Source organism: Acidovorax sp. Q11 (genome assembly GCF_054950075.1).
The window spans coordinates 1-14,538 of the sequence record NZ_JBUDZG010000004.1; the positions used below are offsets into that span (position 1 = coordinate 1).

General features: G+C 68.4%; 13 protein-coding genes. 4 read left to right on the forward strand and 9 right to left on the reverse strand.

The genetic code is table 11. The annotated features are described in order from the left end of the window. Positions 1-282 precede the first annotated feature (282 nt). Complete coding sequence (locus ACYZGB_RS04810; RefSeq protein ID WP_462387084.1) at positions 283-2,775, reverse strand: Lon protease family protein; 2,493 nt, start codon at positions 2,773-2,775, stop codon at positions 283-285. Positions 2,776-2,937: 162 nt separating this feature from the next. Then, positions 2,938-4,053, reverse strand: coding sequence for a ferrochelatase (hemH, locus tag ACYZGB_RS04815; protein WP_462387085.1), 1,116 nt, complete (start codon positions 4,051-4,053; stop codon positions 2,938-2,940). Positions 4,054-4,143: 90 nt separating this feature from the next. Between hemH and ACYZGB_RS04820 the strand changes: the two genes are divergently transcribed. The 4 genes from ACYZGB_RS04820 to ACYZGB_RS04835 all read left to right on the forward strand — a co-directional run bounded on the left by ACYZGB_RS04820 (position 4,144) and on the right by ACYZGB_RS04835 (position 6,740). Beyond that, positions 4,144-4,890: an HAD-IA family hydrolase gene (locus ACYZGB_RS04820; protein WP_462387086.1), complete on the forward strand. Its 747-nt coding sequence runs from the start codon at positions 4,144-4,146 to the stop codon at positions 4,888-4,890. Between the two features lie 110 nt (positions 4,891-5,000). Next, positions 5,001-5,855, forward strand: coding sequence for a DUF2189 domain-containing protein (locus tag ACYZGB_RS04825; RefSeq protein WP_462387087.1), 855 nt, complete (start codon positions 5,001-5,003; stop codon positions 5,853-5,855). After that, positions 5,852-6,064, forward strand: a complete 213-nt coding sequence (locus ACYZGB_RS04830; protein ID WP_015014900.1) for a DUF2788 domain-containing protein — start codon at positions 5,852-5,854, stop codon at positions 6,062-6,064. The genes ACYZGB_RS04825 and ACYZGB_RS04830 overlap by 4 nt, the downstream gene beginning before the upstream one ends. A gap of 133 nt (positions 6,065-6,197) precedes the next feature. Continuing rightward, the gene (locus tag ACYZGB_RS04835) at positions 6,198-6,740 is read left to right on the forward strand and encodes a nucleotidyltransferase family protein (RefSeq protein ID WP_462387322.1); all 543 of its coding nucleotides are present in this window, start codon (positions 6,198-6,200) and stop codon (positions 6,738-6,740) included. 32 nt (positions 6,741-6,772) lie between these two features. Here the strand turns inward: ACYZGB_RS04835 and ACYZGB_RS04840 are convergent, their stop codons facing one another. The 7 genes from ACYZGB_RS04840 to ACYZGB_RS04870 all read right to left on the reverse strand — a co-directional run bounded on the left by ACYZGB_RS04840 (position 6,773) and on the right by ACYZGB_RS04870 (position 14,512). Continuing rightward, positions 6,773-7,810, reverse strand: coding sequence for a tripartite tricarboxylate transporter substrate binding protein (locus ACYZGB_RS04840; RefSeq protein WP_462387088.1), 1,038 nt, complete (start codon positions 7,808-7,810; stop codon positions 6,773-6,775). Between the two features lie 47 nt (positions 7,811-7,857). Further along, entirely contained in the window at positions 7,858-9,255 is a 1,398-nt protein-coding gene (locus tag ACYZGB_RS04845) for a sensor histidine kinase N-terminal domain-containing protein (RefSeq protein ID WP_462387089.1), read from the reverse strand. Between the two features lie 3 nt (positions 9,256-9,258). Further along, complete coding sequence (locus ACYZGB_RS04850; protein ID WP_121506955.1) at positions 9,259-9,927, reverse strand: response regulator; 669 nt, start codon at positions 9,925-9,927, stop codon at positions 9,259-9,261. 158 nt (positions 9,928-10,085) lie between these two features. Further along, on the reverse strand, positions 10,086-11,099 hold the full coding sequence (locus ACYZGB_RS04855) for a Bug family tripartite tricarboxylate transporter substrate binding protein (RefSeq protein WP_462387091.1): 1,014 nt from the start codon (positions 11,097-11,099) through the stop codon (positions 10,086-10,088). 120 nt (positions 11,100-11,219) lie between these two features. Continuing rightward, a complete protein-coding gene (gene hpnE / locus ACYZGB_RS04860) occupies positions 11,220-12,524 on the reverse strand; it encodes a hydroxysqualene dehydroxylase HpnE (protein ID WP_462387093.1) in 1,305 nt (434 codons plus the stop codon). Between the two features lie 16 nt (positions 12,525-12,540). Continuing rightward, a complete protein-coding gene (hpnD, locus tag ACYZGB_RS04865; RefSeq protein ID WP_462387094.1) occupies positions 12,541-13,383 on the reverse strand; it encodes a presqualene diphosphate synthase HpnD in 843 nt (280 codons plus the stop codon). A gap of 232 nt (positions 13,384-13,615) precedes the next feature. Next, a complete protein-coding gene (locus ACYZGB_RS04870) occupies positions 13,616-14,512 on the reverse strand; it encodes an amino acid ABC transporter substrate-binding protein (protein ID WP_462387096.1) in 897 nt (298 codons plus the stop codon). Positions 14,513-14,538 lie beyond the last annotated feature (26 nt).

Sequence of the window (14,538 nt, forward strand, 5' to 3'; positions counted from 1 at the left end):
GGCGCTGCTCGATTGCGGGCTTTGGTCGTCAAGCTGCTGCCCAAATCCCCATAGCGTTTGCGCCCTGAACACCAACGTTGGCGTTCTTCGCGGTTTCCTCCCCCGAGGCTTGTGCGACACCTGCCCTTAGGTCGGGGGCGATCGTCGCTCGGGGGTGTTCCGGGCAGGTATCTCACAACCCTAAACAATAGTACGTGTTCGATGGCAATCGTCGGATGATGGCAACCACTGCCAAGCAGCCAGAACCCCGAGCATTCAATTTCGTCGGCCACTGAGCTATATCTACCGACCCCGCGCCCCACGCCCCCTCCGCGCACCCCCCGCCACCTGACAAGCCCTCCGATACGCCCGCAGCGTCAACTCCGCCCGCTGCATCACCGTGTCTTCCACCGTGGTCGCCCCCCCGGCCAGCTCATCCGCTTGCGCCTGCAGCAGCTCCGCCGGGCTCATGCCCGATGCCTCGCCCGTCAGCAGCGCAATCCCCTCGCTCACGTGCCCCATGGTGTAGACATGGAACAGCCCGCGCTCCACCGCGTCCAGCACGCTGCGGTCCAGCATCAAGTGGCGCTGGTTGCGGGCGGGGATGAGCACGCCGTGGGTGCCGTCCAGCCCTGCCGTTGCGCAGGCGCGGAACCAGCCTTCGATCTTTTCGTTGATGCCGCCCACGGGCAGCACCTCGCCGTGCTGGTTGAGCGCGCCGGTCACGGCAATGCCCTGGCGCAGGGGCAGGCCTGACAGGCTGGACAGCAGCGCGTACAGCTCGGCACACGAGGCCGAATCGCCTTCCACGCCGCTGTATTCCTGCTCGAACACGATGGACGCATTCAGCGCCAGCGGCGCCACGTGGCTGAACAACGCGGTGAGGTAGCTGTGCAGGATGAGCACGCCCTTGTCGTGGATGGGGCCGGACATATCGACCTCACGCTCGATGTTGAGCAGGCCCTCTTGCCCGGCAAAGGTGCGCGCGGTGATGCGCACCGGAAAGCCGAAGCGGTAGTCGCCCAGGTCGATCTGCGTCATGGCGTTGATCTGGCCGGTGATGGAGCCTGCCAGCGTGATCAGGCGCTCGCCCTCGGTGATGGAGTCGTGCAGCTCTTCTTCGGGCTGGTTGTGGCGCTGGGTGCGGGCGGCCAGGGCGGCCTGCACATCGGCGGCTTGCACCAGGGTACCGCCGCGCGCCTTGCACAGGGCGGCGCTTTCAATGGCCAGCGCTTCGGTGTGGGCAAAGCGTGCGCTCTGGCGGCGCTGGTCGTCGGCCTCGCGGTGGGTTTGCTCCAGCAGCAGGGCCACGGCGTCGGGGCCGAAGTGGGGCAGGCCGCGCTTTTTGCAGACTTGCGCCACCAGGATGGCGGTGGCGTGGTGGGTGGCGGGGGTGGCGGCAAAGTGGTCTGAAAAATCGACCTTCACGCGGAAGCGGCGCGCGGCGTCGGGGTCGGCGTCCTGCAGGGCGTAGTACTCGTCCACCGATCCGATCAGCACGATCTTCACATCTACATCCACCGGCTCGGGCTGCAGCGCCACGGCGCCGCCGGGGCCATGGCCTGGGCCGCCGCCGCCTTCCTCGATCTGCAGGCGGCCGCAGCGCAAGAAGCGGCGCAGGCGCTGCCACAGGCCTTCTTCGGCGGCCAGGTCGTGCAGGTGCAGCAGGATGAAGCCGCCGTGCGCCTTGAGCAGGCTGCCTGCGTGGATGCCGGTGTGGTCGGCCTGCACGGTGTCGGCGTCCGATCCATGCTCGATGCTGCCAAACAGCGTGCGCTGGGTGGGGTTGTCTTCCACCACCACAGGGGCGGCGGTGCGGCCGTGGTTGTCCACCACCAGGTTCACCTGGCAGCGGGCCAGCAGGTCGTCGAGCGCGTCCTTGCGGTCGTCTTCGGCGTCAGTGCCCTGGTCGCTACCTCGTTCGGCATCGAGGGGCTCGAACAGGTCGATGTCGGCCAGCACCGCATGCTCCACCTGGTCAAGCCAGTGCGTGAGCTTGACGGTGTCCTTGATCTGCTTGCGCAGGCCCTGGCGGATGTCGTGCAGGGCGTGTTCCACCAAGGGCTTGATGGTCTGGCGGCGCAGGGCGGCCAGGGCGTCGTCGCGGGTGCGCTCCAGCGGGCGGACGGCTTCCAGAAAGCGGGAGATCTCGGTCCGCAGTTCTTGTTCGGCGGCGTCGATCTCTGCGCGGCGCTCGCGCGGCAGGGCGCGGGCCTCGGCTTCGGTCAGCGCCTGGCCCTTGGGGCCGGTGAGGGTGAATACCATTTGCCCGCCCTCGCGGGTCAGGCGGAACTGGCGGGCCTCGGCAAACGCGTCGAGCACGGCAAAGGCCTCGCCTTCTTGCGCCTGCCAAGTTTTCTCGATGCGCTCGGCCTCGGCCTTGAAGTCGGCGGCGGCCAGGCGTTTGGGGATGTCGGCCTGCAGGTTCTTGGCCATGTCGGCCAGGCCCTGGCGCAGCTGGCGGCCCTGGCCCGCTGGCAGGCGCAGGGCGCGGGGGCGGTCGGGCGTGTCGAAGTTGTGCAGGTAGCACAGGTCGGGCGGCACGGCGCGTTCTGCCGCAGCAGTCTGCATGGCCTGGCGCAGCAGCGATGCGCGCCCGCTGCCCACTTCGCCCAGCACGAACAGGTGGTAGTCAGGCTGGTGCAGGCCCAGGCCAAACTGCGCGGCGGCCTGCGCGCGCTCCTGGCCGATCCAGGGCAGGGGCAGGTCTTGCAGTTCGGCCGTGCTGGCAAAGCCCAGCGTTGCGGGGTCAATCGTCAGCCGCAGCTGGTGGGGGGCGAGGGCAAAGGCGGGCATCGGTGCGGAATGTGGTTGGGGGCAGGCCGCAGCGCCGGGCGGTGCACATGGCGCTGTGGTTGGGCGCGGTGGCGTGGCGCTGCAGCCTTCAAAATATGAATAAAAAAGGCCGTCTGCGCGCGGTGGGTATGCCTTTTAAGCTATCAAAATAATAGTAATCAATCAATGAGCCACGGGGCAGGCCCCGGCGGGGGCGCCCCCGGCTTGCGCGTGGCTGCGCGCATCGGCCAGTGCGGCGGCGGTGGGGGCCTCGGTGGGCCAGCCCGCCAGGTGCTGCTGGGCCACGCGGCTCAGGGCGGTGATCCAGTGGTTGTTGTCGTTCAGGCAGGGGATGTAGTGAAACTCCTGCCCGCCCGCGTGCAAAAAGGCCTCGCGCACTTCCATGTTGATTTCTTCCAGTGTCTCCAGGCAGTCGCTGGTGAAGCCGGGGCACACCACGTCCACCCGCCGCGTGCCCGCCTTGCCCAGTGCCTCGATGGTGGGCTGGGTATAGGGCTCCAGCCACTTGGCCTTGCCAAAGCGCGACTGGAAGGTGATGCGGTAGCGCTCCTCGCGCAGGCCCAGGCGCTCGGCCAGCAGGCGGCCGGTCTTGCGCGCCTCGCAGTGGTAGGGGTCGCCCAGGTGCAGGGTGCGCTCGGGCACGCCATGAAAGCTCATCACCAGCTGGTCGGGCTGGCCGTGGTGCTTCCAGTGGGTTTCGATGGTGCGGGCCAGGGCGTCGATGTAGCCGGGGGCATCGTGGTAGTGGTTGACGAAGCGCAGCTCAGGCACGTTGCGCGTGCGTGCGGCCCAGGTGTAGACGGCGTCAAACACACTGGCCGTGGTGGTGGCCGAGTATTGCGGGTACAGCGGCAGGATGAGGATGCGCGTGGCGCCCTCGGCCTTCAGCGCATCGAGCTGGCTGGCGATGGACGGGTTGCCGTAGCGCATGGCGTGGCGCACCAGCACCGCGTGGCCTGCCTCGCCCAGCCAGCCGCGCAGCAGCGTGGCCTGCTTGGCTGTCCAGTGCGCCAGGGGCGAGCCCTCGGGCGTCCAGATGCTCGCGTATTTGGCGGCAGATTTGGCGGGGCGCGTGCGCAGGATGATGCCGTGCAGGATGGGCATCCACAGCAGCCTGGGGATCTCCACCACGCGGTGGTCGCCCAAAAACTGCGCCAGATAGCGGCGCACGGCCGGGGCCGTGGGTTCGTCGGGCGTGCCCAGGTTGCACAGCAGCACGGCGGTGCGCTCGGCCTGGCCGTGGGTGTATGGGGGTTCGGGGGCAAAGGTGGAGGGCATGGCCCGATTGTGGCAAATGGGCCGGGCCTTGGCGGGCACGCGGGATCTGCGGCACATCCACTGGTTACCGTCGGGTATTCTTGCCGCACCATGACCGCCCCCCAGCCTCAACCCACCGCGCCTGCGCTGGCATCCGCCCCGCAGCTGGACATCGCCCGCATCCGCGCCATCTCCATCGACCTGGATGACACGCTCTGGCCCATCTGGCCCACCATCACCCGGGCTGAAAACGTGCTGCTGGACTGGCTCACGCACCATGCGCCCGCCACGGCGGCCCTGTTCTCCAGCACCGAATCGCTGCGTGCCATCCGCAACCAGATGGTGGCGCTGCGGCCCGACCTGCTGCACGACCTGAGCGCGCTGCGGCGCGAGTCCATCCGCCTGGCGCTGACCCAGGCGGGCGACGAGCCCGCGCTGGCCGAACCGGCGTTTGACCTGTTCTTTGCCGAGCGCATGCGGGTGGAGCTGTTTGACGACGCACACGACACGCTGGCCTTCTTGTCGGCACGCTACCCGGTGGTGGCGGTGTCCAACGGCAATGCCGACGTGCACCGCATCGGCATCGGCCACTACTTTCGCCACAGCATCAGCGCGTCGGAGTTTGGCGTGGCCAAGCCCGATGCGCGCATCTTCCACGCCGCCGCCACGGCCGTCGATGTGCTGCCCCACGAGGTTCTGCACGTGGGCGACGACGCCACGCTGGATGCGCAGGGCGCGCTGAACGCGGGCATGCAGGCTGTGTGGATCAACAGCGCCAACCACCCCTGGCCGCACGACGACACACCGCCCCATGCCACGGTGGACAGCCTCACTGCGCTGTGCAGGCTGCTCGCCTGACCGGCTGCGCTGGCTCGGTTTCTTGCCTCAGGTCAAGGTTTGGGCGTGCGGTGGTTGAAGCCGTTGCCCGATAAGGTCACACTCACCCGTCGCTCAGCGACCCCCTCACCATGCCCCGTAATCCCCCGCCATTGCCCGCCATCCGCACCATCGGCCTCATGCAACCCATGGCCTGGCTGGTGCTGGCCTGGCGCGACATGGCCCGGGCGGGCTGGATCAGCTTTGCACATGGCCTGGCGCTTACGTTGTTCGGTGCCGCGATCTTTGCGGTGGGGCACCACCGGTTCTGGCTGCTGGCGGGGGCGCTGTCGGGCTTTCTGGTGGTGGCGCCGGTGCTGGCCACCAGCCTGTATGCGTTGAGCCGCGCGCTGGAGCGCCGCGAAAGCGCCAACCTGGGCGTGGTGCTCAAGACATGGTTCAACTGGCAGAACAGCCACGTGAACAAATGGGGCAACGACTACTGGTGCATGGTGCAGTTTGGCGCGCTGCTGGCGCTGGCGGCCTCGGGCTGGGTCATGACATCGGCGGCGCTCATCACGTTGCTGGCGCCGGTGCCCATCGAGACGCCGCTCGACTTTCTGCGCCACGTGGTCATGGCCCGCGACGGCTGGCTGTTCGAGATCTGGCTGGCCCTGGGCAGCCTGATGGCCGCGCCGATTTTTGCGTCGAGCGTGGTGGCCATGCCGCTGCTGCTGGACCGCCGCGCCACGCTGCTGCAGGCGGTGCTGACCAGCTGGCAGGCCGTGGTGGTCAACCCGCTGCCCATGGCGTTCTGGGCGGCGATCATCCTGGGCTTTACCTTGCTGGGCCTGGGCTCGCTGTTGCTGGGCCTGATCGCCGTGATGCCCATGCTGGGCCACGCCAGCTGGCACGCCTACCGCGACCTGGTGGACGCCTCCAGCCTGCCCGAGCGCGACCTGGCTGCACCCGCTGCGCCAGCGCGCACGCCTGGAGGGGCATCGTGATTTTTGGCTTCACCGAGGCGCAGATCTCGGGCTTCTTCCTCACCTATGGCGTGGGGGCGTTCATTGCCTACATGCTGTTCATCATCGGCCAGCTGGCATGGGAGTCCAAGGCCGGGCGCTTTGGCACTTTTGTGCTCTTCCTGGGCCTGGGCGTGGGGTTTCTGGGGTTCCTGGCCAAGGTGGTGATCCAGTGGTGGCTGGAGAAGTGAGCGGGCCTGCCGGTGAAAAGGGCGAAGTCGCCCCGATCCCTGGTTCTGTGCCAGGCCACCGGATTGCAGGGCTTGCCTTGTGAGTCAGCCTCACAGCCCTTCCTGGTCGGAGTACCACCACCGGTTGGCCGGTCTGGTGCTCGCATCGCCGGTGTTGATGGAGGCGCTTCGTGCCGTGCGGGCACTGGGGCTGGGTTCGTGGTGCATCGGTGCCGGAGCCGTGCGATCGCTGGTGTGGGATGACTTGCACGGGTTTGCAGAACCCACGCCGCTGGACGACGTGGATGTTGTTTACTTCGACTCCACGGTGGAAGGTGTTGAGCACGACACCGCGCTGGAGACCTGGTTGCGCCACGCCATGCCTTCCATCGCGTGGGAGGTGACCAACCAGGCCACCGTGCACCAATGGTTTGCCCGTCACCTGGGGCTGCAGGTGCCGCCGTTAGCGTCGCTGGAAGACGGGGTAGGCACGTGGCCAGAGATTGCCACTTGTGTGGGGGTGTTTTTGCGCGCTGACGACTCCATCGGCGTGGTGGCACCCCATGGGCTGGACGACTTGTTTAACCTGGTCGTGCGCCACAACCCGGTGCGCGCCGATGCTCAAACCTACCGCGAGCGCGTCGCGTCCAAGCGATTTGCCGAGCGCTGGCCATTGCTGTCCATCTGCCCTGCTTGAGGGCGGCCTGTGGGCCTGAGCCGGTTGCAGCCTCAGCGCGGCCAGGACCGCAGGCCTAGCTCCTGCGCCAGTTGCCGGTAGTCGGCCAGACTGCGTTGCACGAACTCCTCCAGCGCCGCGCCGGTGCGCGCAAACGGGTACAGGCCGTACTGGCTGCACAGCGCTGCGTAACCGGGGGCGGCCAGCGCATCGGCAAAAGCCGTGACCCAGGCACGCACGGCGGCATCGGGGGCGCTGGCGGCCATGTACAGGCCGCGCACCGTGGGCCAGACCAGGTCCACGCCCTGTTCGCGTGCTGTGGGCAGGTCGGCCAGTGCGCCAGGCAGGCGGGCCTGCGCCAGCACGGCCAGAAAGCGCAGGGGCGCGCCTTTTTCCAGGGCCTGTCGGGCCTCGGCCGCATCGCCGGTAAAGACGCCGATATGGCCGCCGCGCAGGGCCTTGAGTGCCTCGCCGCCGCCTTCAAACGAGACAAACCGCATGCGCTTGGGGTCCTGCCCGGCGGCACGGGTCAGCAGCGCGGCCTTCATCCAGTCTTGGCTGCCCAGGGTGCCACCGGCGCCAAACACCACGCGGGCCGGGTCCTTGCGCAGCGCGGTCACCACGTCTTGCAGGCGCTGGTGGGGCGAATCGCGGTGCACGGCCACCACGCCGTAGTCGGTGCCCAGGGTGGCGATCCAGCGCACGGCGCTCACCGGGTGCGGGCCAAAGCGGCCCTGTGCGATGTTGAGCAGCGAGCCGCTGGAGAACGCCACCAGCGTGCCCGGCCCGCCCAGCCGCCCGGTAGCGATCTGGTCAAACGCCATGGCACCGATGCCCCCGGGTAGATAGCGTGTGTGCAGCGGTGGGCGTGCGGGGCGCACGGCTTGCACGGCCTGCGTGGCCAGGCCGCAGGTCAGGTCGAACCCGCCGCCGGGGCGGGAGGGGGCGATGCATTCGGCGGGCTCCAGCGATGCGTCGGCCGCCCACGCAGCTGGCGTGTGCGCAGCGCCTGCGGTGCCCGCCAGTGCTGCCAGCCACTGCAGGGCGCGGCGGCGGGGCAGGGTGGGGAGAGGGTGTGGTGCGGACGGCATGCGGGGCGAATTCTGGCGGAATCTGGGGTGCTGCGGGATGGGGGTTTTCAGCCCCGGGGCCACCACAGGATGGCCAGCAGGCCGGGCCCACCCGCGCGTTCTTCGAGCCGCAGGCCGCCCCGATGCCGCTCGGCGATGGAGCGCGCGATTGCCAGCCCCAGGCCTGAGCCGCCTGCCGCCGCCTGCGAGCCACGCCGGTAGCGCTGGCCAAGTGCATCGCGTTCGCTGGCGGGCAGGCCGGGGCCGTTGTCTTCCACGCTAAGGCTCCAGCCGAGGTCATCGCCTGCGGCTGACACGGTGACCGTGCCGTGTTCAGGTGTGTAGGCAATCGCGTTGGCCGCCAGGTTGGCAAGCGCCTCGCGCAGCAAGCCGCTGTCGCCCACGGCCATGAACTCGGGCGTGGGGGTGTGGATGCCAAAGTCGATCTGCCGAGCGCGGGCGCGGGGCAGCAGCTCCAGCGCCACGGCGCGCAGCAGCGCGGCCAGGTCGAATGGGGCCAGCTCCACCGCAGCCGTATCGCTGCGGCCCAGGGCCAGCAGCTGCTGGGTGCTGCGCGTGGCGCGTGCGACTTCGCCGCCGATGGCTTCCAGGGTGTGCTGCACCTGGGTGGCGTCGGCCTCGCGCCGGGCGTAGTCGATCTGCATCTGCAGCGTGGTGAGGTGGGTGCGCAGCTGGTGCGAGGCATCGTCCAGAAACTGCCGCTGCTGGGCCACCAGGTCTTGCGTGCGCGCCATCTGCTGGTTGGCGGCGGCCACCAGGGGGCGGATGTCGGCGGGCAGGTCGGTGTCGGCCATGGGGGTCATGTCGTCGGGGCTGCGCGCCTGCACCTCGCGCGCCAGGCGCGCCAGCGGCCGCAGCGCCACGGCCAGCGTGGCGGCTGTGCCCAGCACCATGAGCGCCAGCACCAGCGTGTCGCGCAGCGCTGCCCGGCGCACAAAGCGGCGCGTGAACTCCTGCCGCGAGCGGGTGCTTTCTGCCACCTGCACCAGCACGCTGCTGGCATCGGCTCCGGGCGCGGCGCCGTCTACCGCCCGGCGGTAGGCGGCCAGCCGCACGGATTCGCCGAAGTAGGTGGCGTCATAAAAAAGTGGCACGCCGGGCGTGAGTGGGCCGGGCGGCAGGGGCAGGTCGGCGTTGCCCAGCTCCACCAGCCCGTCGGACGACGCCACGCGGAAGTACACATTGCCGCTGGCCGTGAGTTCAAAAAATTCGAGCATGCTGTACGGCAGCTCGGCCGACAGGCCGCCCGACGCCGTGGAGATATTGGCGTCAATGGATTTGAGCGCCCCGAGCAGCGAGCGGTCGTAGGCCGCGTTGGCCGCCTCCAGCGCGTCGTGTCGCGTCATCCACAGCTCCACGCCCGTCACCACGGCCAGCAGCGGCAGCAGCAGCAGGGCCAGCAGCCGCCACAGGCTGGCGCGGCGCAGGCGCGCGATCAGTCTCATGGTTCAGCCTGTTTCGAGCGCATAGCCCAGGCCGCGCAGGGTGGTGATGCGCACACCGCTGCCATCGAGCCGCTTGCGCAGGCGGTGCACAAACACCTCCACGGCTTCGGGGTGCACGTCCTCGTCGTCAGAGAACACGCGGTCCAGGATCTGCTGCTTGGAAAACGGCTCGCCGCTGCGCTGCACCAGCACGCGCAGCACGGCATGCTCGCGCGGCGACAGGGCCAGGGGCTCTCCATGCAGCGTGAACTGCTTGCGCGGGTTGTCGTACACCAGCGCGCCACAGGCCAGCCGCGGGTGCTCGTTGCCGCGTGCGCGGCGCACCAGGGCATGCAGGCGGGCCTCCAGCTCGGCCAGCTCGAAAGGCTTGGCCAGAAAGTCGTCAGCCCCTGCGTTGAGCGAGCGCACGCGTTCATCGAGCGAATCGCGGGCCGTGAGGATCAGCGCGGGCAGCCGCTGGTCGCGGTCGCGCAGGCGCTGCAGCACGGCCTGGCCGTCCAGCCCGGGCAGGCCCAGGTCCAGCACCAGCGCATCGTAGTTGTCGTGCTGCTGCAGCGCACGGTCGGCCAAGCGCCCGTCGTTCACCCATTCCACCTGAATGCCCGCATGCTCCAGCGCGCGGCTGAGCCAGGTGCCCAGGTTGTGGTCGTCTTCGGCCAGGAGGATGCGCATGGGGGGAATGCTAATGCCGTTGTACCGTGGCCCGGTTCGCCAGCAGGCTGTTGAAACTGGCGCGCCCCCAAAGCCAGTGCCACCGTGGAGCGGGCTTTGCCCGGCCACGGGTGGCGTCCCCCTCGGGGGAAGACGCGAAGCGGCTCAGGGGGGCTTCTCTAGTCCGGCTTGATCTGCGCGCGCTTGATTACTTTCTGCCAGCGCGCCTGCTCCGCCGCAATGAACTGCGCAAACTGCGCGGGCGTGCCGCCGATGGCTTCGGCGGCGTCGCCGTTCAGGCGCTTGAGGGCTTCGGGTGCCTTCACGGCCTTCATGGTTTCGGCGGCCAGCTTGTCCAGGTGGTCCTTGGGCAGGCCCGCGGGGGCCAGCATGCCGTACCACTGCGTCATCTCGAAGCCGGGGAAGCCCTGTTCGGCCACGGTGGGCACGTCGGGCAGCTGCGGCAGGCGCTGGGTGGAGCCGGTGGCGATGCAGCGCACCTTGCCGGACTTGATGAACGGGAGCAGGGCCGCAGCGCCCACCGATGCGGCATCAAGGCGGCCCGAGAGCAGGTCGGTCATCATGGGGCCGGTGCCCCGGTAGGGCACGTGCAGCATGAAGATCTCGGCGGTCATCTTGAGGTATTCAAACGCGAGGTGGCCCGCGCTGCCATTGCCTGCCGAGCCGTAGCTGAGCTTGCCCGGGTTCTTCTTGGCGTAGGCGATGAACTCCTTGAGGTTCTTGGCGGGCACGTCGGGGTGCACCACGTACAGGCTGGGCACCTTGGCCAGCAGGCTCACGGGCTTGAAGTCCTTGTTGGCGACGTAGGGCAGCTTGTCGAAGATGTAGGGGTTGACGGCCAGCGTGCCGATGTGGCCCAGGATGAGGGTGTGCTGGTCTTCGGCACGGGCCACTTCCTGCATGGCGATGTTGCCTGCGGCGCCGGGCTTGTTGTCCACAAACACGCTCTGGCCCAGGGTCTTGCTCAACTCGGCCGCTGTGGAGCGTGCAACGATCTCGGAGCTGCCGCCCGGTGCAAAGGGCACCACAAAACGCACAGACTTGGCGGGCCATGCGGCCTGAGCCGACGCAGCGGCGGGCAGCAGGCCGCCCAGTGCCAGGGCGCTGCCTGCGCCCAGCAGGTGGCGGCGGGTGGGGTGGAAGGCGGGGGTGGTGTCGTTATCGAACAGCATGGGTGTCTCCGTGAAAGCCGTAGTGGCGTTGCCGGGCGTATGGTGTGCGCAGCGTGCTTTCGGAATGCTGTCAGTCGGCCTGGGGTTTACCCGAGGCACCCCGGGCCGTCAAAGCGGGGATCAGGCCTGTGACGCTACTGCCGTGCCGCTGAGCACGGCCCCTTCCAGCGTGGCCGGGTAGGGGCCTGCCACATAGTCGCCGCAGGCCGTCAGCCCCGGCAGCACCTGCATGCCGGGCCGCTGCAGGCCAGGGGTGCAGGCAAAGGTGGCGCGTTTTTCCACCACAGTCTGCACGGGCTGCAGGCCGGTCAGGCCCAGCTGGGCGGCGGCCTGCTGCAGCACCTGCTGCTCGATCAAGGCGCGGTCCCCATCACTGGCACTCACCACAAAGGCCAGCAGCCCGTGCTGGCCGTCGAGCTGGCCCCGGTCGAACACAAACTGCGCCGGGTGGGCAGCGGTGTTGCGCAGCGCCAGCATGGGCAGGGGCAGGTGGGCGCCTGGGGCGTGGGCATAGACGGTGGTGATGGCCTCAAACCGCAGGGCGCTGGTGGTGGCGCTCCAGCGGGCTGCACTGGCCAGGCCCGCCGTGCCTGCCAGGCCTTCGACCATGCGGCTGGCCTCCCAGGACGGGCAGGCCAGGGTGACGTGGTCGAACGCTCCGGGTTCTTCGGTGCCGTTGGCGGCCACTACCGGTTGCCAGCGCCCGCCAGGCAACGGCTGCAGGCGCTGAATGCGCTGGCCGGTGAGGACTTCCACGCCCCGCTGCCCCAGCCAGCGCCTGGCGGCCTCGGGGAAAAGGGTGCCCAGGTCCGCGCGCGGCAGCAGCAGGTTGGAGCCGCCGCGCCCGCTGAACAGGCTGTCCTGCAGCACGCGCAGAAACACCTGGCCGCTGGCCTGGTTGGCAGGGGTGTTGAGGGCCGACACACACAGCGGGTCGATGAACTCAGCCATGAGCCGGGGCGTGAGCGGCGCGCACAGCGCGGCCACCGATGTGGCGGGCGCGCAGCGAAAGCCGCGCAGCTGCCAGGCCGTGGCTGTGCGCAGCAGTGCCAGCTTGTCGCGCCAGCCCCAGCCCTTGGCGCGGGCAATGCCCAGCAGCGCATCGAGGGGTGGGGGCAGGTCGGGCAGTTGCAGGCCCTGGCCATCAGGGAATTGCAGCGTGAGTGGCAGGCGCAGCAGGGCGGTATCGATGTCCACGCCCACCAGCCGCATCAGGCGCAGGCTTTCGGCATAGGCGCCGATCAGGATGTGCTGGCCATTGTCGAGCGTGGCGGGTGTGCCATCACGCAGCGCTCCCGGCACGGCGCGCGCCCGGCCGCCCACGGTGCGCGCGGCCTCGAACACGGTGACCTGGCGCCCTGCCTGCACATGGGCAATGGCGGCGGCCATGCCCGCCCAGCCTGCGCCAATGACGGCGACCTTCATGGACGCGGGCCCACGGCTACGACATCCGGCCGAGCGCCTGCACCTTCCACGCCAGCCAGAACTTGCGCAAGGGCGTGAGGCGGATGCGCTGGTGCAGCACCTGGAAGTTCTCGTGCTCGATCTCACGCAGCAGGGTGCGGTAGATGTTGGCCATCATCAGGCCGGGCTTCTGGGCGCGGCGGTCGGCATCGGGCAGCAGGGCGAAGGCCTCGTCGTACAGCCGGTGCGCGCGCTCGGCCTGAAAGCGCATCAGTGCCGTGAAGCGGTCGGAGTAGGTGCGCTTCAAGATCTCGTGCGCCTTCACATCAAACTGCTGCAGCTCGTTCACCGGCAGGTAAATGCGGCCCAGCATCGCGTCTTCGCCCACGTCGCGGATGATGTTGGTGAGCTGGAAGGCCAGGCCCAGCTTGTGGGCGTATTCGGTGGTGCGCGGGTCGGTCTGGCCGAAGATGCGCGCCGCCACTTCGCCCACGATGCCCGCCACCAGGTGGCAGTAGCCCTTGAGGCCGGCAAAGTCGAGGTAGCGGGTCTGCTCCAGGTCCATCTGGCAGCCGTCGATCACGGCCTGCAGGTGTCGTTGTTCAATGCCATAGTCGGCGGCCAGCGGCATCAGTGCCTGCATCACGGGGTGGGTGGGCTGGCCCGCATAGGCCTTGGCCACCTCGGCCTGCCACCAGGCGAGCTTGGTGCGCGCCACGCCGGGGTCGGAGACTTCGTCCACCACATCATCCACTTCGCGGCAGAAGGCGTAAAACGCCGTGATCGCGGCGCGGCGCGGGGCCGGCAGGAACAGGAAGGCGTAGTAGAAGCTGCTGCCCGAGGCCACGGCTTTTTGCTGTACGTATTGCTGTGGGGTCATGGGGCGAGATTGTCCCATGGGCCAGCGCGGCAGCTGGCGAGCGATATTGCCGAAAGCCAGTGTCCCTGGGGGAAGGACCATGCCCAGTGAGCGGATGGGCACCGCTCCATGACTCAAGCGCGCGGCCCATGAAACCGCCACGGCCCGAGCCAGCGCACCCGTGGAACTGGCTTTGCCAGGCCACCGGGTGCGTCCCCCACAGGGGGAAGGCGCGTAGCGACTCAGGGGGAGTCTAGAACGCGATCTGCTCCACGCCAATGTCGCTCGGGCGGCGCAGGGCTTCCTTCATGAACACGCTCATGGGCAGCGTGCCCTGGTCGGAGCTGAACCATTTCTTGTAGAGAGTCGCCATCTCGCCGTTCTGGATCATGCGGCGCGTCACGCGGTCCACCAGTTCCTTGAACTTGGGGTCGTCCTTGCGCAGGCCAATGCTGTAAGGCTCCACCGAGAGGCGCTTTTCGAGGAACTGGTATTCGTCCATGGCCTTGCCCATGCGGGTCAGGGGGATCCAGATGCCGGCATCGTCGGCAAATGCTGCATCGGCCTCGCCCTTGGCCAGGGCGTTCACGGCGTCCAGCGTGCTGTCCACCGGCACGTAATTGAACTTGCGCACAAAGGTGCGTTCGTTGGCCTTGAGCAGGTTTTCATTGGTGGTCTTGGCCTGCACGGCGATTTTTTTGCCCTGCAGGTCGTCCAGCGTCTTGATGCCGGAGCTTTTGCGCACCAGGAAGGCGGACGACGCCACAAAGATGTGGTGGCTGAACGCAATTTCCTTTTGCCGCGCGGCGGTGTTGGCCGTGCCGCCGCATTCCAGGTCCACAACATTGCCCTTCACGTCGGAGATGCGGTTCTTGCCATCAACCAGCAGGTACTTCAGGCGCAGATCGGGGCGCTTGAGTTCCTTTTTGATTTCTTCATAGATCTGCAGGCAGATATCGACCGTGTAGCCCTGCACCTTGCCGCTGCTTGCGTCCTTGTATGAAAACGGCAGGGACTTTTCGCGGTGGCCCAGGCGCAGCTCGCCTGCGCTGGCGATGTGGGCCAGGGTGTCTTCTGCCCACGCAGGGGCGTTGGCCAGAACGAGGGCCGCCATCAGCGCCCAGGGGCGCAGCATCGAAGAGATTTTCATGAAAGAGAAAAGAGGGAAAAGAACAA